Raw genomic sequence first — 19,058 nt, 5'->3', positions numbered from 1 at the left:
AAAAAGGGATAACGACAACGTCCCCCTGTTGTTTTACAGCCCTGAGTATACACAATCTTCCCCTATGTTGCACGCGATCGGGATGTAAGGAAAAAGAGCTCCAAAAAGGCTAATGCTAGGATCAAAAGAAGTAAGCTCCACGTTGTTAACAATTGCAAATGAGAGAGAAGAAGCGCCAAACACACCAATATTCCTATAAAGGTTCCCTGTCTAAAGGAACGGGTGAGCTGGCGAATCGGCACTTCGGCATGAAAAATCTTTACACGAACAACGGTTCCCAAAACAGTCAGAACACCAAAGACAACCAAAAAAACAAGTGTATAAAAGACAAGCATCCCCCACCAAGCAAGATCCGACGGTGACACTGCAAACACGATCCCAACAAGACCTCCTAGCGCAAGGAGTGATCCAACAGCAATAAAGAAAAGGATGTTGCGAAGAGGCATGTGTCGTATTTATTCGGAATCATACCACGCGGCCTTTCTATTGGTCGACGTTCGATGAACAATTTCTACGTCTAAAACATCGGCACGCGGCACGCGGCGAGTGATAGCGGCAATGAGATCTGTTTTTCGCAGCTTGATCTCTTGAGCTACCGCCGCATGACGACAGGCGATTAGTAATGCCTTGTCTCGATAGGCGCGGCAACGGGCGTATTCTAAAATTCCCGTATCAAAGAGTTCCTCCAAAGATTGATCGGCCGCTTCTACGATAATTGCCGCGCCCACCTGCTGCATAATCCCTGCGCGTTGCAAGGCACCACCAAGCAAATCGCCGAGCAACCGTTCTGGTTTTTTCATAGAGTTTTAAATGGACAAATATCTTTAAAGTCACAGTACTGACACATGAAGCCCGGTGTAGGGTCAAACTTCCGTGCACGAATCTGCGTCACCTCTTCTCGTATTCGTTGCTTAAGTGTATCCAGTTGCTGTTCGGTTGCCAAAAAGGACACATGAGAATGGTCCTGGAGATAATGAAACGTGAGTTGCTTTGGCTCCAACCCAAACAATTCTTTTGCCGCCAACTGATACAGCATGAGCTGCATCTTGTCCGTGGCGGACAAATCCTTTTTTGTTTTTGGCGTGCCTGTTTTGTAGTCGATAATCTCTACACCTCCCTCAATTGCGTCGATTCGATCCACGCGACCACGAATCACAATGTCATCAATTTTGATGGTGAATCCGCGTTCCAAAAAAAGCGGTCTCGGTGGATGTTCCTGAATGATCTGATAATACGCCCGTAGGCTCTCCTCTCCTTGCTGTCGATAACCCTCTTGCTGCCGCTCGTCTTGATACCAGTCATTAATCCACTTCTCTCTATAGACGTTTATAAGTTGATCTTCCGTCATCGGCAAACAACTCGATTCAGACGCGTCCATGGCAAGAAACGTCTCAAAAAACGTTTGAAGCGTATTGTGCATCGTCTTTCCAAAACTAAGTGCCGGTCCACCAAAGGTTGGAATGTTCAACACATGCGCAAACTTATACTGCAGCGGGCAATGATTGTATGCCACCAATTGCGTAAACGAAAACGTTGAAGGAACAGGTAAATTGGCTCCCGAGAGAAAAACATGATCTACAGACAGAGAAGTCTCCAAGGATGCTCCATGGAATGTCTGCGCAAGATCCGGCTTCTCATACCCCATCTCCATCATAAATCGCGAAAGCTTCTTTTGCCGCGCTCCGCCATAGCCATCTGCCGACGTCAAATACAGTCGCTCCTTAGCGCGCGTCATGCCCACATACAACAATCGGCGTTCTTCCTCTAAAAACGGATCACCGTCTGTTTGCGCTTGTTTGATCAATCCACTGGGAATAGGTAAAGAATCTTGTCGATGCTGCGCCGGGAATCTTCGATCCACCATGTTTAACAAAAATACAGACTTAAACTCTAATCCCTTGGACCCGTGCACCGTCATGACGCGAACTTCATCGGGTCCGGACTGAAGGTCCAGAGAAAGACTCCCTTCCTCGCCTGCTAACTGCTCAAGAGCGAATGCTTCGAGAAATAAATGAAGGCTTCCGTGCGCATACGTTTGAATAAATCGCCGTACACGTTCGTAGAATTGCTGTAGGTAGCTTGATTGCTCAAGTTGCTGCGCCTCATCTAACTGCAAGATTGATCCGTAAAGGCCGGATTTCTTCAACGCTTCGGCAAGCACCTCCAGGGCGTTTCTTCGTTTTGCTGAGGCACGAATCAAAGAAAAGAATTCCTGCCACTCGCTCAATCGCGCAACACCTTCAGACGAGATAGTGACATCTGACAGTTGCAACACGTCCATTATTGCCATTCCTTTTTTCTTTGCCGTATGCGTGAGTACCAATAAGTCCTGCTCAGGAATACCAATAACCGGATGTGAGAAAACGCGATACAAACTTGGTGCATCAAAAGGATCGTCAATCGCCCGCAACAATGCAATGGCGTCCAAGACCACGGGTTTTCTGTACAGCCCTCGCATAGCTAAAAACGTATACGGAATCCCAATAGTGTCCATCCCCTCCAAGAACGGCTCAGCATGACTGTTCGCTCGCACCAAAAGAGCCATGTCGCTCCAATCGCAATCCGTGGATTGTTTGAGCGCAAGCATTTCCCGCAGCACCATCTGTACCTCCGCTTCCACTATTCTCGCATGTAGGTGTTTGACCGTTCCCTCATCTCCTACCTGGCTTATGAGTTGTTTTGAAAGGCCATGTGTCGCCTGTAAAGAGACCTCTAGTCGGTGCGGATTGTTCTGTACAATAAAATCGTAGGCTTTGTCCAAAATAGGCTGCACCGTTCGATAGTTTTTGGTGAGTACCACGCGAGCGGTATTGGGAAAGTCTTTTTCGAATGCCAAAATGTTGGCGACAGACGCCCCGCGAAACTGATAAATCGCTTGATCGTCATCCCCCACGACGGCGACTTGCTGGCTGGCGGCGGCAAGCAATCGCACAATCTCATACTGCGCCCAGTTCGTGTCCTGAAACTCATCCACGATAATGTAGTGAAACTGTTGTTGGTACTGCACAAGAACAAGCGGGCGGTCACGAAGCAATGCAAGCGCATACAGAATCAGCCCTCCAAAATCCATCGCGTGTGCCTCGTGAAGAATTGACTCATACACCTCATACGCATGCACAAGCTCTAACAGTCGACGCATTTCTTCTGTCTCCACATCCACGAGCGACTCAACGTGTCGTCGATAATCGGATGGCATCACACCTTCGTCTTTTAATCGCGAGATATGCTGCAGCAACGCCTGTAAAAATTTTGTTGGGTTGCCAAGCGGTTTGTAATACGTGAGATGAAATCGGTCCCAGTGCTTTTGCATCAACAACCAGGCATCCGTCTCGTTGAGGAGATCGGCGTCTGGCGCAACCCCAACATCAAGACCGTGCTCTTGTAGAATCCGCTGGCAAAACGCGTGAAATGTAGAAATCCACAAGTCGACATACCCATACGGTAACAGGAGATCCACACGTTCCTCCATCTCGGCGGCTGCCTTATCCGTAAACGTCAGCGCTAAAATTTGGTCCGGTTCCGCCAATCCCTGCTCAATGAGCCACGCGATCCGGCGGGTCATGACGGTCGTCTTGCCCGTTCCAGCGCCGGCAATAATCATCAACGGCCCTGACGCATGGGTCACCGCCGCAATTTGCTCTTCATTTAATCCCTCTAAGACGTTTGACATGGGCCTATTTTAACACAAGAACGATCGATTTAGACCATGTTCGCCTCCTCTTTGATTTCTCGATGAACACGCACCAATTCTCGCTTCCGCTGTGGATATTCTGGACAATACTGACCAACTAGTCTCCAAAACGCACGAGAATGATTCATCTCCACAGTGTGCGCCAATTCGTGAATCAACACATAGTCAATCAACAATGGATCGACGTGAATTAAATGCAGATTGAGGCTCAGATTCTTGGCACTGCTGCAACTTCCCCAAATGGTCGACTGCCGTCTAAACGAGACCCGTTTAACATGCCAGGACGTCTCTTGCGACAACGCGCGCACACGTTGCGTGAGGTACACCCTTGCCTCACGTTCCACCCATCGATCCACACAACGCTGCACGTGCTCCTCTTGTGTAACCGGCGTCACAATGTGACACGCCTCCCCTTCTAACCAAATATACCGCTCATCAAACGCTGTGCGCGGACAGACAGCATATCGCCTCCCTAAAAAATGCAGCATCATGTGTTATCCACCAGTTGTCCAATCACCTCCTCCATTTGTTGCTCCGTTACGTCCGACCCATAATAGGGGATGATTTGAAATAGTCCAGACTCTGTCTGTAAAAAAAACATGGTAAACACGCCGTTGCCATTTGGAATGACCCCAATAGTGTTATTGCCGATCTGTCGTAATTCGGCGTTGGATGGCATAGTGGCCTTCTTATCAAAAATGATTGTATCAAACACAATCCAATCCTCGTCTGGATAGTACGTAAATTTTTCCTTGTAGGTATAATTGTCTACACGCACGGGCTCTGGGACTGTTTGCAGCCACACACGATCATTGCCATCCACGCGCGAACGTTCTGGGTAAGCAGGAAAATCCACACGCGACTGCCAATAGGGTGTGAAGGCATAAAGCGGTTGGTTGTCAGCACGCGTCAAAAACCAAGAAGATCTCGCAACGGTCGACGTTGGAGGAGGTGATACACAGCCAGCGCCCAACAAGAAAATGAACAGGAATATACTAATGAGTCGTTTCATAAGAAGTTGTAGTTGATTGAACAGGACACACATGGAGCGCGTCACAGGATCGGCACCGCGCCTCGTAAACATCCGTCGCGCCTACCTGCACTTGGTCCCCTTCCCGGCTGAGTCGATGCGATCGACTTGCAGGCCCGCCACACAATACACAGACGGCACGAATTTTTGTAACATCCTCGGCGATAGCCATTAAATGTGGCATGGGACCAAACGGCACGCCCTTATAGTCGGTGTCAAGGCCCGCCACAATCACCCGCACCCCACGGTCCGCCAGATGATTGGCAACCGCCACAATCTCGTCGTCAAAGAACTGCACCTCGTCGATCCCAACAACACGAGTCTCCTCCTTGACCTGCCGAATCAGATCCTGAGCTGTCGCAACCTCCTCCGAGGGAAGCTTTAAAGAAGAGTGTGATTCCACATGGCCCTCCGTATAGCGTTGATCTAGTCCGTGTTTAAATAATTGAATTTTCCGTCGAGCGTACTGCTCCCGACGAATACGCCTCAACAATTCCTCGGTTTTCCCCGAGAACATTCCTCCACAAATAACTTCCACAGATCCGTTTGGCATACCTTCAGGTTGCTGGTTGTTCAAAATCGGCAAGTGACTGCATGTCTGCCAAGAGTTCACTGTACCTGGTTCGATTATACACGGCTACAGCTGGGTGGTAGAGCGGGCGCATGTGGACGGTACCAAACTCCATTTTCAGAGTATGTTGCTTTCCGTGAAGCCCAGAGATTGTCTCCAACCGCTCCTCAAGACCATAACGACGCATCACATATTCCATAGAAAACCGGCCAAGTGTTGCAATAACCGTTGGTTGTATGAGCGCAATTTGACGATCAAGGAACGGACCATAGAGCTCAATCTCCTCGGGCTTAGGGTCGCGATTTTTTGGCGGTCGATCCTTTACAACATTTGTAATATACACGGACTCACGTGATAAACCCGTATCTGTGAGCAACTGATCTAAAACCTTTCCCGATGCACCGCAAAACGGCTTGCCTGTAAGCGCCTCTTTTTTCCCTGGTGCCTCGCCGATAAACATCACCCTCGCGTCAAGCGACCCCTCCCCTATTACGGGGAGCATCTGCGTGCGAATTCGCTCCTCGCACAAAAAAGAAGCCGTGAGGCATTCAATCTCCCTGTGGATAACTTCCATGGCCGTTTGTTTTTCCGCGCGTGTCATAGAACCATTTTAGCACAAATCTCTTTCCTCATGATCGTGCGTGATCATGGGCAAGCTATCGCATTGTTTTATTCCCATCAAATACACTTAACGCGCGAGGTCATCATGCTAATCCATAGACTGTGATCCCTTAGCAGGTAAGTCATTTCTCCAATCTCAAAACGTTCGATCTATGGTTTGTATGGTAACTACACGTTTAGCAGTTCTAACACTTTTTGCCGATCAACCGCCCACAGGAACGTGGAAAGTCTCGGACCGGTATCTTTTCCAATAAGCAGGTTGTAGACGTCCGTAAAAAATGCACGCTGGGCAAGTTTTACGGCTTTCTCATCCATTCCCTCCTGCTTTGGAATCTCATACATTTCTTTCTCAATCGCTGAGATTCGATTTTCCCCGCTCTCCAAAAACGTTCGCAACCGGCCAACGACGGCCTTTCGATCATCTGACAAGGTCAATGTGTATTCCTCGTTCATGCCCTCACGTAGCGCAACCATCTCCTCCCTATTGTACGTCTCCAAATACGCACACGCCTTAAGAAGTCGCGACTCAATACTCGCACGGTCAAAAACCATCTGCAGCGCCGTAAGCATATGTACAACTTTCTCTGTATCCCATTGCACAATCTGTCCCAACGCGATTGCTTGTCGCAATGGCATAGGATTTAAAGGTGCGCTATCGGCACCGGCAATCTGCAGTGCCTCCACCCGCACATCGGAGAGTTTGCCCGTTCGCAACAACTCTACTTCCCTGTCGAACTCGCTGTACTGACGCAAAATCTCTGAGTTGAAGGCTAAATCAAATCGCTGTGATGGCAGCTTACGTGAATACAACCACAGCAACAACGGAACCTCGTAAATATCAAGGAGTTGACCAGGCGTCACCGAATTCCCCTTAGATCCACTCATTTTTGCGCCCAATCCCTGAATGCCAATAAACTCATACGCAAGTCCAATAGGGCCCTCTGCGTCAAACACCTCACGCACAATGTCCGAGCTCACGTCAAAGGATCCGTCTGGCGAATTATGATCTTTACCAGCTGATTCAAAATCCACACCCATCACTGCCCATCGCATGGCCCAATCGGTCTTCCAAGCAAATTTGAGTTGATGTTGTTTTGTAAGATCGATCGTCTCCTCGTTCCCCGTTTCTAAACAGCGATACGTGAGTTGATTTTCTCCATCATAATCAAGGATCTCCGTCGTGTCTTTGTCGGTCCACGTAGAGAAAATGGAAACCGGATAATAGGACGCCACAAACGCATCCTCATTAATCTCCTTGGTGGCTTTTGCCTTATCCGACATGTGACGCAACAAGATACGCGCAATCACCTCACGCTTCTGCAAAGCCGTTTTGATATATGTATCGTAGGTTCCCTGCTCGTACGTTTTTGTTTGATACAAAAATTCCGTCTCAATGCCAAACTCCTGTAATGTTCTTTCAAATGCCTGTTCATGGATCTGCGCCCATGTTCCCTCACCTGCGGGCGACGGGATACGCGACAACGGTTTACGGATATGTTCTACAAATTCCTCTCCAACTCCCGCCGGCACTTTGCGCATGGCATCAAAGTCATCCCACACAAACACAAATCGCACCCGCTTACCCAGTTTCTCCAGTTCTCGTTTGACCACAAACTGCGTCACAATTTCCCGAAAGTTTCCAAAATGAATAGGCCCTGAGGGGCTAATTCCCGAGGACACAACATACACATCCTTATCTGGACGCTGCCGCACAATCTCCTCCGCAATCGCTTTCCCCCAGAATTGTCCCTCCTCCTTTAAAATGTCTTTTCCAATACGCATAGTAATGGCAGTGTATAGAGGATTTTGGGCCTCGTCAATTAAAAAGATGAGCGCACTCGCAGCCGACAGAGAACCTGTCGGGCGAGCACGCCTCAATGTTGATCATGGCCTCCAGCCTCGGGGAGGTCGGATCGGAGCCGAGAGAAGTGAGAGCCTGCTCGGCGTCACCTTCTGCCCATGGGTAACGAGCGCGTCGAACGCGAGGCTCGAGTCCTCGTCAAGAGGTTCTCCCAGCTGGTCGTCCGTCAACGCGTCGGCATCACGAACGCCACACTGACGGAAGATGGCAACCATGAGGTCATCCACCAGCCCAGCGAGCGCGTCTTCCCACCCCATCGGGATCTCTGCCCTTGAGTCGGTGGCGATCCCCTGAATCCGTTCTGCGCGCCGCAGCGCCTCTCTTACCATTTTTGTCATGTCCGCTCCTTCGCGGTTGGTGGGGGTGGGACGAGCTGCTTCTAGAGCGCCGCAGCGTAACGACTCAGCGAACGAAACAAGTTGGCCACCTGATCGCTCAGCGTGGTCGTGACAGGCAACGCATGTGCCTCTTGGATAGACCCGATCCGCAGCTCCGCACGAAGAGCTGCCAGGAGCTCCTCCTTGAGTTCTGCGTACCGGGTGAACCTTGATCCCACCGCGTTTGCGTTCTTGAGCACGCGGCGCACGATCTCCTGCAAATCCCTCAACAAGTCTCCCAGTGTCATCGCAACTCCACCGTTCCAATACGCATTTGTTGCGCTTGGGTGCCACTTCTATACCTTTTTCTTTCACGCTTGTCAATCACGGCGAGTTTATAAAAAACAGACCTCTCGGCCTGCTTTGTAATTACACTTCGATCGAATCTTGAATGGAGGAGAACTGGGTGTTTATTGACTCTCGCCCCACGTCTTCAAAGGAGATTGTTTGATCATCTTCAATGTGCACAAGAATCAATTGACCTCCATGTCAGGATATGTTTGTGAGACCTGCTCGGCTGCACGCAAAAGATCCATTTTATGCTGTTGCGTTTCTTCGTCCCGTGTCTCGAACGCCGAGTATTCTCCGACGTTCACACTCACAAAAGTGATGCCTAGCTGCTGAGGAAACTGTTTCACGATTCACAAAAGCACCGCGGCCCGGAACTCACTCCTCAGGTCGCCAGCGTTTAGCGTGATCACGATCTGGCGACAACTGTGCAGTTGGATGCACGCCTGGATCCACCCCATGATCCGTTCACCCATCACCGTCTTGTCGTGCACATCCTGAGCCAGGTTGCGCGTCGCGATGTCATCCACCGGGTACCCTACAGAATCCTACTCATGCCTCGGATACCCCATAGTACAGAAATGCTCGTCTAACTCCCCTCGAACAACCTTCACCGAGTCACAACGAACCCCACTGTCCACCTTGTCGACTAAAGAAGGTTATACCTAAAAAACACGGCGTATCAACCGTGTTTATTAGCTTTTTGATCCTAGTGACGGGTCTGTTTTCTTACAACACGCGCCCGTGCCAGCTCGCGTTCCAAGGAAGCCGCCGCGTGCGCATAGGCCTCCTCATCTACATTTTGTTTCTCTTCCATAACCTGTTTTGCCGCCTCTTGTGCTTTCTCGATCGCCGCCAAATCCAAATCTTCTGCGCGATCTGCCGTATCTGCCAGCACAATCACGGAATTGTCTGGTCGGACCTCCACAAATCCCGTTGAGACCGCAATCAAACGCTCTGCACCATCATCCGTTATCGCCACAGAACCCGGTTTGAGTTCTGCCACGAGTGGAATATGCTGCGAAAGTATTTCAATTTCTCCAAGGGTCGTGGTCACACGAACCGAATCAACCTCCGCCTGATGAACGGTTTTCTCTGGTGTCACAATGGAGAATTGAATCTTGGCTGCCATAGATTACGCCTTTAACACATCATCGATGCTGCCCTTCATGTAAAAGGCCTCTTCACGGATGGCGTCATGCTTTCCCTCTAAAATCTCCTTAAAGCTGCGAATCGTTTCTGCAAGCGGCACATAGGTACCCACTTTTCCGGTAAATTGTTCTGCCACGGAGAACGGTTGAGATAAGAACTTTTGAATTTTTCGAGCACGAGACACAGCGAGTTTATCCTCCTCAGACAACTCATCCATTCCCAAAATCGCAATAATGTCCTGTAAGTCTTTGTACCGTTGCAATACTTGTTGCACACCACGCGCCACACGATAATGTTCCTCACCAATTATTTGTGGGTCCAACACGGTCGACGTGGAGTCCAACGGATCTACCGCAGGATAAATACCGAGTTCGGACAAGGGACGTGACAATACAACCGTGGAGTCCAGGTGGGCAAATGTGGTCGCAGGCGCAGGGTCGGTAAGGTCATCCGCTGGCACATAGACCGCCTGGATAGACGTAATGGATCCCTTATTCGTAGAAGTAATGCGTTCTTGCAACTGTCCCATTTCCTGTGCCAAGGTTGGCTGATATCCCACCGCAGATGGAATACGTCCAAGCAGCGAAGACACCTCAGAACCCGCCTGGGTAAAGCGAAAAATGTTATCCACAAACAACAACACATCACGTCCTTCTTGATCACGGAAATATTCCGCCATCGTAAGACCCGTGAGTGCCACACGTGCACGAGCACCTGGCGGTTCATTCATCTGACCAAACACAAGCGCTGTCTTATCCAAAACGCCAGACTCCTTCATTTCATGATAAAGATCATTTCCTTCACGCGTACGCTCTCCCACACCTGCAAACACCGAGTATCCTCCGTGCTCTTTTGCAATGTTGTGGATGAGCTCCTGAATCACGACGGTCTTTCCCACACCTGCACCTCCAAACAAACCAGTTTTTCCTCCGCGCAAGAACGGACAGATAAGGTCAATGACTTTAATACCCGTTTCCAAAACTTCTGCCTCTGTTGTCTGCTCCGTAAAAGCAGGCGCCTCTGCATGAATCGGCATACGCATGGAGACCTTTGGATCTGGTAATTCGTCGATCGCCAAACCAGTCACGCCAAACATGCGTCCCAAGGTCTCTGGACCTACAGGTACGCTAATAGGAGCCCCTGTGTTCACAACTTCCTGTCCACGAACCAATCCGTCTGTTGGTCCCATAGCAATCGTGCGAACAACATCTCCTCCAATGTGCTGCGCAACTTCTAACACAAGCGTCTGACCTTCATGTTGAATATGAAGCGCGGTGTAAATTTCTGGTAATGCCGCGTCTGCAAATGAGACGTCGACCACAGGACCAATGATTTGTGCAATTTTTCCATTCATACGCGTTATTCAAGTGCGGCCTTCCCTCCGGAAATCTCCGCAATTTCTTGGGTGATACCAGCTTGACGAGCCTGATTATAGTAGAGCGTTAACGTATCGATCATCTCCTCCGCTGCCTCACTGGCACTCTTCATGGCCATCATACGGGCAGCGTGTTCGCTTGCGGATGACTCCAGCATCCCCTGATAAAGCATTGATTCCACGATCCGAGGCAAAACGCGGTTGAGGACCTGCTTTGCGTCTGGTTCAAAGAGGAACTCCGGTGGCTCCGTAACCGTCTCCACCACAGGCTTCTCTTGGGTGTCTAGAACATGCTCTGGAACCTCACCAAAATCTTCGAACATCTTTGCAAGCGGCAGCAACGGCATAATGCGTGGCGTCTGCGTAATCGCTGACTTAAAGTCGGTATAACAGAGGAACACGTCATCATAAGTCTCGCTCATATACCCATCCATCGCAAGCTTGATAATCGGTCGTGCATCCTCGGCTTTTGGACTTCCGGAAATATCTGGATAGTGGCCGATGATGTTGAGATTGAGCTGTCGTGCAGCAGAACCGGCACGCTTCCCAACCGTTACGATGTCAACCTCCACACCCTCTGCATGTTTCTCCAAAAAAGCACGAGTTTTGCGAACCATCTGCACGTTGTATCCGCCGCAAAGTCCGCGGTCGCTCATCACAAGGATGAGTAAAATGCGCTCGCGCCCCTCACGCCTGTGCAGCAATGGATGTGCCGAGACATCCGTCCGATGCGAAATCTCTCGCACAAGCTCGCGCAGGTGCGTTACATACGGTCGACTCCCAATCACGGCCTCCGTTGCACGCTTCATCTTGGCTGCGGAGACAAGCTCCATCGCTTTAGTGATTTTACGCGTGTTCTTGACCGTCTTGATGCGTCGTTGGATGACTTTTTTATTAATCGCCATAGATGGCCCTTTACGCGCTTACAAAGTCACGAGTGAATGTTTCAATAATGCCAACAAGTTTTTCCTTCACGTCATCCTCCAACTTAAGAGTGGTTGCAATTTCTGCAACAAGGTCTTCGTGCATGGTGGACATATACCCCAAGAAAGCGGTCTCCCATTCTTGAATACGCTCCACAGGAACAGCATCCAAGTAACCTTCTGTTACGGCCAAGATAGACATCACCTGACTTGGAACGGACAACGGCACATACTGTCCTTGCTTCAACAATTCTGTTGTTCGCTTTCCGCGTTCAATAGATGCACGTGTTTGCTCATCCAAATCAGACGCAAACTGCGAGAACGCTTCCAACTCGCGATACTGTGCCAAGTCCAAACGCAGCTGTTTTGCGACGGATTTCATTGCTTTCGTTTGCGCTGCCGATCCCACACGCGACACGGACAATCCCACGTTTAACGCAGGACGTTGACCCTTATAAAAAAGGTCCGACTCCAAATAAATCTGTCCGTCCGTGATAGAAATCACATTGGTAGGCACATAGGCACTCACATCGCCTCCCTGTGTTTCAATAATTGGCAAGGCGGTCATGGATCCTCCACCGTATTTATCATTCAACTTTGCGGCTCGCTCCAATAGACGAGAGTGTAGGTAAAACACATCTCCAGGATAGGCCTCGCGTCCTGGTGGTCGACGTAGCAATAAAGAAATTTCTCGATACGCCACGGCCTGCTTAGATAAATCGTCGTAAACCACGAGCACGTCTTGGCCTTTGTTCATGAAAAACTCTCCTATCGACGCACCTGCGTATGGCGCAATATACCAAAGCGCCGATGGGTCAGATGCTCCCGCCAAAACAACGATCGTGTATTCCATGGCACCCGCGTCCTCCAATCGCTTTACCAATTTTGCAATTTTTGACTCTTTTTGTCCGATTGCCACATAAATACACACAACGCCCTGTCCCTTCTGGTTCAAAATTGTATCAATAGCAATAGCCGTCTTTCCTGTTTGACGGTCACCAATAATCAACTCGCGCTGGCCACGGCCAATTGGGATCATAGCGTCAATAGCCTTGATACCTGTTTGCAGCGGTTCATGCACAGACTGACGTGTCATAACACCCGGTGCAACTTTCTCGATCGGCTCAAAGTGATCCTGTGGCAAGGCACCCTTTCCATCTTTTGGAACTCCCAGTGGATCCACCACACGCCCTATCATCTCCTCAGACACGGGAACCGACAAAATACGCTCCGTGCGCTTAACGGTGTCACCTTTTTTAATATGACGATACGCCCCTAAAATAATCGCACCCACGGAATCCTCTTCCAAGTTCAACAATACCCCATAGGTTCCACCTGGGAACTCCACGATCTCGGACGCCTGTGCCTCCTCTAAACCAGAGATACGTGCGATTCCATCTCCAACTTCAATCACCGTTCCTACGGACACGGCTTCTGTACTTGGAGAAAATCCTTCAAGCTGTTTTTTGAGCGACTCGAGAATAACCGTTTTTGACGTTGCCATACCTTATGTTGCTAGATGTTGCTTCAACTTATCGAACTGACCTGCGACGGTCCCATCAATCACCGTGTTTCCCACTCGTACCAGAGCGCCAGCGATTAACGTCGGATCAATGAGCACGCGAATGTCTTCCACGGGACGCTTGAGTTTCTTTGCAATAGATTGCACGAGCTTCTCGTCTTCTGTTGCCATCTGCATGGACACGGTGCCACCATTTTGTTGCTCCCACGCACGCGTGACCGCACCTGCCAATCGATGAGTGAGGTGCTCGTCCCCACGCAGCCGCATGAGTTGTAATACTTCCTGAAGTCGTTTGTCGAGCTGCGTTCCAGCAGATGCTCCACAGGTTTCCATGACCAGACGACCGTAATCTTCGACAGTTACTTTCATAGATTCTTCATGGCATCTGTCAGTGCCTTCTCTGTTTGTTTTGCCGCAGCCTTTTCGTCGATCGCCCCACCGGTAACATGCTGAGCGACGGTAAGGATAAGGGCTGTCATTTCCTCCTGCGCCTCTCGCATCATCTGAACTTTTTGTGCGCCAAGTTGCTTCTTACTTGTTTCAAGTAAGCGACCTACCTCCGTTTTTGATCGTTGCACGAGTGCTTCTGCCTTTTCTACAGCCAACTTCTCAGCTTCGTTTACCACTTCTCGTGCCTCTAAACGTGCCTTTTCCAATACTTCATCTCGTTCTAATTCAAGCGCCTTCATACGCATATCCATCTCATCCGCACGCTTAACACCTTCCTCAATTTTCTGCGTGCGCTCCTTCATGAGCTTAAGCAATGGTTTGTACGCAAACATCCATAACACACCCAGCACCACCAAAAAGTTCACGAGCTGAGCAAGAAACAACTTGAGGTCAATCCCAAACGATCCTAATAAATCCCCTTCTGCAATATGAGGGACCTCTGTCGCCACTACAAACCCTTGGTTGACCACATCCAACACCTCCGCGGATTCCGCGACAGTCGTTGACGCATGCGCCACCTGAATAAACGTCTCTGCAATAATGTGTAAAATAGGTAGTTCCATAAGTAGTCTTATCTCTTCTGAGCAGAACAAGCGCACGGGTCACTTTCTCTGCCCAGAATCCCGCCTTGCGGGCTCTGAGGTCACTTAGATGGTAAACGCAATAATCAATGCGTAGATAGCAACGGCTTCTGCGAACGCCATACCGAGTAACATAGGAACAAACACCTTTCCTGATGCTTCTGGGTTGCGACCAATTGCCTCCATGGCTTTTGCACCAATGATACCGATTCCGATTGCGGGTCCAAATGATCCGAATGCGATTGTAATTGCTTTTGCAATTGTTGAAAGATCGAGTCCTTCCATACAACGTAGATAAACGAATGAATAAGTGTGATTAAGAACTGGAATTGAGAGTGAGATTTCCCTCTCAATATACAGATCTTAATGCGCCTCCTCGGAGTCTCCATGTGGTGACATCGTGGCCACCGCTCCAAATGCCAATACAAGCACCGCAAACACGGTTGCTTGAATGACACCCACGAGCAATTCCAGGAACAAAAACGGAATTGGCAATCCAAACGCCAACAGCCCCGCGAGCACCGTGAGCAAAACTTCTCCCGCAAACACGTTTCCAAACAATCGCAAGGACAAACTAAGCGTCTTAGCCACCTCTCCCACCAACTCAATCAACCCGACGCCAAACTCGATCAATGAGACAAGAATGGCCATGGGTCCTTTTTTAAACGCATGGAAAATTCCGCGAAGATTAATGAATTTATTCGCATGCTTCCAAACGCCAATCGCCATCACACCAAAAACATGTGTCATGAGAATCGATAACGCGGCCATAGCAAGCGTCATATTGAGATCCGAACTCGCGGGACGCAACAAAGGAATCAATTCAACCTCCCCTGCGTGCAACTGAAACACCCCAATAGATCCTGTTCCAGGCAACAAACCAATCCAGTTCGAGAATAAGATAAACAGGAACAAGGTCATCGCGAGCGGAAAGAATCGTTCTGCCGTCTTTCGATTTCCGGTCACCTGTTCCGCAAACGACAATCCCAATTCCAGTATTGACTCAAAAACATTTTGAATGCCCCGCGGAACCATGGATCGTTTCCGAGACAAGACAAGCGCCAAAATCACAAAAAAAACAACACCAATTAATGCGTTAATCATCGCATTGGTGATTGGCATGCTTGCAAGATAGAAAATAGGTTCTGCAGAAAGTGGAGGTAGCATATCTACGCTTCGTACATGTTCTGATAGATTTTTGCCTTTTTAACCAGCCAATGGGCCGTCAGGGTAAAGGCGACAACGAGGCACGCAATCAATAACCAGGGATGGCTTTGAAACCGTGTGTCTAATTTTTGTCCAACATATGTAGCGACAAGCGCCGGAACGGCAATCGAGACACCAAAGTCTGCGGCTATACGGAGAGCGAGTCGAACGTAGTAGGCGTCAGGTTTCTTTGAATCTGGCGGCGTATTTCCACGTTTTACCGGGCTCTCCATACAGCGACTTGGCCACATGTGACTAAAAAGACGCGCGGATTGTACTACGCGAACCGGAATAGGTCAATAGAAATTTGCCAATACATGTGTATTTCTTATGACCTTTCGGCTAGTTGAAAAAATGTTTTTGCTGTGTTTGTTGTGATTCGATCTACTTCCTCCACAGAAATTCCCTTTAATTCTGCAATTTTCTCGGCGACAAATCGCACCATCCACGGCTCATTCTGCTCTCCTCGGTGAGGTTCTGGTGCTAGATACGGTGAATCCGTCTCGATCATCATCATTTCCAAGGGTAACTCCTGCACCGTTTTCATGAGGGGCGTGAGCTGATCCGGGTGTTTTTTATCCCTAAACGTAATGATACCGGTAAACGAGGTGTAGATTCCTAGGTCATGGTACGCGCGCGCTTCCTCCGTTGTCCCCGTAAAACAATGAATGACCGCCCCTCGCGAGATCATCCGCTTCTCTTGTGCGGCGCGAATGAGCGCTTGCATGTCTGCATGGGCATCTCGAATATGCAAAACAAGAGGAAGATCCGTCTCTGTCGCCAACTCCATAGCTTTCCAAAGCTCAATTTTTTGCGTGAGTTTGACGTCAGCTGCTACCTCATCCGATACGCGAAAATAATCTAGCCCAACCTCCCCAATCGCAACGACCTTGTTTGAGCGTTGAATCAGGTCGCGATAATATTCCTTGTTGAAATTTTCTACCTGTCCCTCAGTCGCCTCATTCTGATCGGTGTGAAGGGTGTGTTGGTGTGTGTGACTTGGATGTAACCCGACTGTGCACCAGATCCCCTCATGAGACTCTGCCGTTACGATCGCCTCTTTAGATGTTGTGGACTGTGTGCCAATGGTAATCATCTCAACTCCTTGTGCCTGAGAGCGTTTTATCACCTCGGCGCCATTCGTTTCGTACGCCTGAAAATGAACATGACAATGTGTATCAATCATAGGTAGCTTAGTATAACAAAAAAGAACGCCTGTGCGTTCTGGGCCCTGGTTAACTGCCAGGTGCTCTATAGCCGCCCTGTTGAACCCCGGTTAACTGCCGGGAGCTATAAGCTATTCAACAAATGAAGCTTACCACAACCTGACGGTAGGTCAACAAGTTATCCACACCTAAACTCCCACAGCCTCTCGTGCCTGATCGATCGCCTGAGGAAAAAACAGAACCAAGACCCCCGACAAGAGGAATGACCACCTCGCAATTATTGACGCATCTAATGCCTGTTGAAATGCTTCCGGTAATCCTGGTAACTGTGTTGCGGCAAACACGAGCGCAGTGACCGTCAAAATTCCAATTAACAAACCTAGAATCAGGCCCAACAATCGATTCAATGATTTTGTAAACGGAATAATAGCAACCACATGAAACACACGGTCCACCACGCGTACAAGCATATTTACGAGACTGGTAATAAAGATGAGGATAAGAAAAAACACAAATAGTTGCACACCAAACCGATCTGAGAGTGCCTCAGGCAAGATCCATGCTGTTATTCCCTGGTACGTTCGTGTGGCGACAAGAATAGAAAAACACATCCCCACAAGACTCGTCAACGCCTGTACAAAACCAACGGCGAATCCATAGAGAGCAAATCCTCCAATCGCGACCAAGACAACAATGTCAAAAAGATTTTCCACAACTAAGCGTTATTAACGACGACTTCTCGACGTGGAAACAATGGCTCACCCGGAACAACAGAAAGCCCCGGCTTGAGTCCTCCCCACTTTGCCGCCTCGGACATCGTAAACTGTGCCTGCTCCTCAAAGCTCGTCCCAACCGCCTCAAAGATCCGCATCGACGTCTCGGGCAAAATTGGCATCAGCATCCATCCCAGTTGTCGAAGTGACTCGAGCAATACATACAAAACCTCCGAAACGCTTGTTTTATCTTCCTGTTTACCAAGCTTCCACGGTTCCTTCGTATCAATATATTTATTCAGCTCTCGAACAAATTTCCATGCAGCCTCAAGCGCCTCATCAAATCGCAAATTCTCCATTCCCGATCGGTACGCCGTCCAATGAGACGCAACGTCATAATCTGCACGTGCCGGAACAACGCCCGCAAGGTAGCGATCCGTCATAGCAACTGCGCGATGCAACAGATTTCCAAGTTCGTTGGCGAGATCATTATTGTATCGATCTTCAAAACGTGCAAAGGAAAAATCGCCATCGCGATAAAATGGAATTTCACGCGTCATAAAATAACGAATCGCCTCCAACCCGCGCTCCTCTACGAGCATAAATGGGTCAAGAACGTTTCCAATAGTCTTACTCATCTTCTTTCCATCCACCGTAATCCATCCGTGTACGGCAATCTGTTTTGGTGGCTCCAAACCGGCAGCCAACAACATAGCAGGCCACAATAGAGAATGAAATCGATTAATCTCTTTACCGACAAAATGAATGTCGGCTGGCCATGCTTCCTTCATGCGATTTTCCTCACGTCCAAATCCAAGAGCAGAGATATAGTTTACTAACGCATCAAACCAAACATACAGCACCTGTGACTCGTCACCTGGAACCGGAATACCCCATTGTAATTTCTCTGTTGATCGAGAGATGGATATGTCTTCCAAACCAGAGGTAAGGATTTGACGCATCTCATTAAGTTTATCTACCGGCGTTACGAACGCATCACCTTCATCAAATAATTTCTCTAATGGTTTTTGGAATGCCGAAAGCTTAAAAAAGTAGTTCTCCTCCTCCAGTGGCTCCGGTATTGCATCGTGATCTGGGCATTTTCCCTCCACCAAATCTTTTTCCGTTTTAAACGCTTCGCACCCGACACAATAGAGACCACCGTAAGACTTTTTGTAGATATATCCGGCGTCCATAACGCGTTTCCAAAACACTGCAACCGTTTCTTTGTGACGATCCTCCGTGGTCCGTATAAAATCGTCATTCGTGATATTCCACACGTCAGTAAGCTCCCTAAATTTTGCCGCAATCTCGTCCACAAAAACCTTCGGTGACTTTCCTGCTTCCTGTGCCTTCTGCTGTACCTTCATTCCATGTTCATCGGTACCCGTCACAAATAAGACCGGATGACCTGCCATGCGATGATAGCGCGCGGTAATATCGGCCATAAGATTTGTATACGCATGCCCAATGTGTGGATCCCCTGATGCGTAATAGATCGGTGTTGTGATGTAAAACGTTTTCATAGCGT

Annotated in this window: 22 protein-coding genes; all 22 read right to left on the bottom strand. The window is 49.0% G+C overall.

Translation table 11 applies throughout. From position 1 onward, the window contains the following. Positions 1 to 62: 62 nt before the first annotated feature. On the bottom strand, positions 63 to 446 hold the full coding sequence (locus COV06_00810) for a hypothetical protein (GenBank protein ID PIR47927.1): 384 nt from the start codon (positions 444 to 446) through the stop codon (positions 63 to 65). 9 nt (positions 447 to 455) lie between these two features. Further along, a complete protein-coding gene (locus tag COV06_00805) occupies positions 456 to 800 on the bottom strand; it encodes a hypothetical protein (protein PIR47926.1) in 345 nt (114 codons plus the stop codon). Then, on the bottom strand, positions 797 to 3,670 hold the full coding sequence (locus COV06_00800) for a hypothetical protein (protein PIR47925.1): 2,874 nt from the start codon (positions 3,668 to 3,670) through the stop codon (positions 797 to 799). Before COV06_00800 ends, COV06_00805 begins: the two co-directional genes overlap by 4 nt. A 29-nt stretch (positions 3,671 to 3,699) precedes the next feature. After that, positions 3,700 to 4,182 carry a hypothetical protein gene (locus COV06_00795; GenBank protein ID PIR47924.1) on the bottom strand — a complete coding sequence of 161 codons (483 nt, stop codon included), beginning with the start codon at positions 4,180 to 4,182 and terminating at the stop codon, positions 3,700 to 3,702. Continuing rightward, on the bottom strand, positions 4,179 to 4,604 hold the full coding sequence (locus COV06_00790; protein PIR47923.1) for a hypothetical protein: 426 nt from the start codon (positions 4,602 to 4,604) through the stop codon (positions 4,179 to 4,181). Before COV06_00790 ends, COV06_00795 begins: the two co-directional genes overlap by 4 nt. 82 nt (positions 4,605 to 4,686) lie before the next feature. Then, a complete protein-coding gene (locus COV06_00785; GenBank protein PIR47922.1) occupies positions 4,687 to 5,274 on the bottom strand; it encodes a thymidine kinase in 588 nt (195 codons plus the stop codon). Positions 5,275 to 5,278: 4 nt separating this feature from the next. Then, entirely contained in the window at positions 5,279 to 5,866 is a 588-nt protein-coding gene (locus COV06_00780; protein PIR48098.1) for a uracil-DNA glycosylase, read from the bottom strand. 215 nt (positions 5,867 to 6,081) lie between these two features. Further along, a complete protein-coding gene (gene lysS / locus COV06_00775; GenBank protein ID PIR47921.1) occupies positions 6,082 to 7,695 on the bottom strand; it encodes a lysine--tRNA ligase in 1,614 nt (537 codons plus the stop codon). A 102-nt stretch (positions 7,696 to 7,797) separates the two neighbouring features. Next, entirely contained in the window at positions 7,798 to 8,112 is a 315-nt protein-coding gene (locus COV06_00770) for a hypothetical protein (protein ID PIR47920.1), read from the bottom strand. 41 nt (positions 8,113 to 8,153) lie between these two features. After that, positions 8,154 to 8,399, bottom strand: a complete 246-nt coding sequence (locus COV06_00765; GenBank protein ID PIR47919.1) for a hypothetical protein — start codon at positions 8,397 to 8,399, stop codon at positions 8,154 to 8,156. 749 nt (positions 8,400 to 9,148) lie between these two features. Further along, complete coding sequence (gene atpC / locus COV06_00760; protein PIR47918.1) at positions 9,149 to 9,571, bottom strand: ATP synthase F1 subunit epsilon; 423 nt, start codon at positions 9,569 to 9,571, stop codon at positions 9,149 to 9,151. Positions 9,572 to 9,574: 3 nt separating this feature from the next. Continuing rightward, complete coding sequence (atpD, locus tag COV06_00755) at positions 9,575 to 10,954, bottom strand: F0F1 ATP synthase subunit beta (protein PIR47917.1); 1,380 nt, start codon at positions 10,952 to 10,954, stop codon at positions 9,575 to 9,577. Next, entirely contained in the window at positions 10,951 to 11,871 is a 921-nt protein-coding gene (gene atpG / locus COV06_00750) for an ATP synthase F1 subunit gamma (protein PIR47916.1), read from the bottom strand. The genes atpD and atpG overlap by 4 nt, the downstream gene beginning before the upstream one ends. Positions 11,872 to 11,881: 10 nt before the next feature. After that, the gene (locus COV06_00745; GenBank protein ID PIR47915.1) at positions 11,882 to 13,393 is read right to left on the bottom strand and encodes a F0F1 ATP synthase subunit alpha; all 1,512 of its coding nucleotides are present in this window, start codon (positions 13,391 to 13,393) and stop codon (positions 11,882 to 11,884) included. 3 nt (positions 13,394 to 13,396) lie between these two features. Further along, on the bottom strand, positions 13,397 to 13,780 hold the full coding sequence (locus COV06_00740) for a hypothetical protein (protein ID PIR47914.1): 384 nt from the start codon (positions 13,778 to 13,780) through the stop codon (positions 13,397 to 13,399). Next, positions 13,777 to 14,424 carry an ATP synthase F0 subunit B gene (atpF, locus tag COV06_00735; protein ID PIR47913.1) on the bottom strand — a complete coding sequence of 216 codons (648 nt, stop codon included), beginning with the start codon at positions 14,422 to 14,424 and terminating at the stop codon, positions 13,777 to 13,779. The genes COV06_00740 and atpF overlap by 4 nt, the downstream gene beginning before the upstream one ends. Positions 14,425 to 14,508: 84 nt before the next feature. Next, complete coding sequence (gene atpE / locus COV06_00730) at positions 14,509 to 14,727, bottom strand: ATP synthase F0 subunit C (protein ID PIR47912.1); 219 nt, start codon at positions 14,725 to 14,727, stop codon at positions 14,509 to 14,511. Between the two features lie 78 nt (positions 14,728 to 14,805). Continuing rightward, on the bottom strand, positions 14,806 to 15,609 hold the full coding sequence (atpB, locus tag COV06_00725; GenBank protein ID PIR47911.1) for an ATP synthase F0 subunit A: 804 nt from the start codon (positions 15,607 to 15,609) through the stop codon (positions 14,806 to 14,808). A gap of 2 nt (positions 15,610 to 15,611) precedes the next feature. Further along, on the bottom strand, positions 15,612 to 15,899 hold the full coding sequence (locus tag COV06_00720; protein ID PIR47910.1) for a hypothetical protein: 288 nt from the start codon (positions 15,897 to 15,899) through the stop codon (positions 15,612 to 15,614). A gap of 77 nt (positions 15,900 to 15,976) precedes the next feature. Then, a complete protein-coding gene (locus tag COV06_00715; protein ID PIR47909.1) occupies positions 15,977 to 16,834 on the bottom strand; it encodes a hypothetical protein in 858 nt (285 codons plus the stop codon). A gap of 168 nt (positions 16,835 to 17,002) precedes the next feature. Beyond that, positions 17,003 to 17,527, bottom strand: coding sequence for a hypothetical protein (locus COV06_00710; protein ID PIR47908.1), 525 nt, complete (start codon positions 17,525 to 17,527; stop codon positions 17,003 to 17,005). 2 nt (positions 17,528 to 17,529) lie between these two features. Continuing rightward, positions 17,530 to 19,053, bottom strand: a complete 1,524-nt coding sequence (locus COV06_00705) for a methionine--tRNA ligase (GenBank protein ID PIR47907.1) — start codon at positions 19,051 to 19,053, stop codon at positions 17,530 to 17,532. Between the last annotated feature and the right edge of the window lie 5 nt (positions 19,054 to 19,058).

This window comes from Candidatus Uhrbacteria bacterium CG10_big_fil_rev_8_21_14_0_10_50_16 (genome assembly GCA_002774875.1).
Lineage (GTDB): Bacteria > Patescibacteriota > Patescibacteriia > UBA9934 > UBA11717 > UBA11717.
Note: the sequence above shows the minus strand (reverse complement) of the source record. Positions and strands in the feature narration are given on the sequence as shown.

Excerpts from the sequence above, each read along its gene's own strand:
- COV06_00810 (PIR47927.1), bottom strand. The coding sequence starts at position 446 with ATGCCTCTTCGCAACATCCTTTTCTTTATTGCTGTTGGATCACTCCTT.
- COV06_00805 (PIR47926.1), bottom strand. The coding sequence starts at position 800 with ATGAAAAAACCAGAACGGTTGCTCGGCGATTTGCTTGGTGGTGCCTTG.
- COV06_00800 (PIR47925.1), bottom strand. The coding sequence starts at position 3,670 with ATGTCAAACGTCTTAGAGGGATTAAATGAAGAGCAAATTGCGGCGGTG.
- COV06_00795 (PIR47924.1), bottom strand. The coding sequence starts at position 4,182 with ATGATGCTGCATTTTTTAGGGAGGCGATATGCTGTCTGTCCGCGCACA.
- COV06_00785 (PIR47922.1), bottom strand. The coding sequence starts at position 5,274 with ATGCCAAACGGATCTGTGGAAGTTATTTGTGGAGGAATGTTCTCGGGG.
- COV06_00780 (PIR48098.1), bottom strand. The coding sequence starts at position 5,866 with ATGGAAGTTATCCACAGGGAGATTGAATGCCTCACGGCTTCTTTTTTG.
- lysS (PIR47921.1), bottom strand. The coding sequence starts at position 7,695 with ATGCGTATTGGAAAAGACATTTTAAAGGAGGAGGGACAATTCTGGGGG.
- COV06_00770 (PIR47920.1), bottom strand. The coding sequence starts at position 8,112 with ATGACAAAAATGGTAAGAGAGGCGCTGCGGCGCGCAGAACGGATTCAG.
- COV06_00765 (PIR47919.1), bottom strand. The coding sequence starts at position 8,399 with ATGACACTGGGAGACTTGTTGAGGGATTTGCAGGAGATCGTGCGCCGC.
- atpC (PIR47918.1), bottom strand. The coding sequence starts at position 9,571 with ATGGCAGCCAAGATTCAATTCTCCATTGTGACACCAGAGAAAACCGTT.
- atpG (PIR47916.1), bottom strand. The coding sequence starts at position 11,871 with ATGGCGATTAATAAAAAAGTCATCCAACGACGCATCAAGACGGTCAAG.
- COV06_00745 (PIR47915.1), bottom strand. The coding sequence starts at position 13,393 with ATGGCAACGTCAAAAACGGTTATTCTCGAGTCGCTCAAAAAACAGCTT.
- COV06_00740 (PIR47914.1), bottom strand. The coding sequence starts at position 13,780 with ATGAAAGTAACTGTCGAAGATTACGGTCGTCTGGTCATGGAAACCTGT.
- atpF (PIR47913.1), bottom strand. The coding sequence starts at position 14,424 with ATGGAACTACCTATTTTACACATTATTGCAGAGACGTTTATTCAGGTG.
- atpE (PIR47912.1), bottom strand. The coding sequence starts at position 14,727 with ATGGAAGGACTCGATCTTTCAACAATTGCAAAAGCAATTACAATCGCA.
- atpB (PIR47911.1), bottom strand. The coding sequence starts at position 15,609 with ATGCTACCTCCACTTTCTGCAGAACCTATTTTCTATCTTGCAAGCATG.
- COV06_00720 (PIR47910.1), bottom strand. The coding sequence starts at position 15,899 with ATGTGGCCAAGTCGCTGTATGGAGAGCCCGGTAAAACGTGGAAATACG.
- COV06_00715 (PIR47909.1), bottom strand. The coding sequence starts at position 16,834 with ATGATTGATACACATTGTCATGTTCATTTTCAGGCGTACGAAACGAAT.
- COV06_00705 (PIR47907.1), bottom strand. The coding sequence starts at position 19,053 with ATGAAAACGTTTTACATCACAACACCGATCTATTACGCATCAGGGGAT.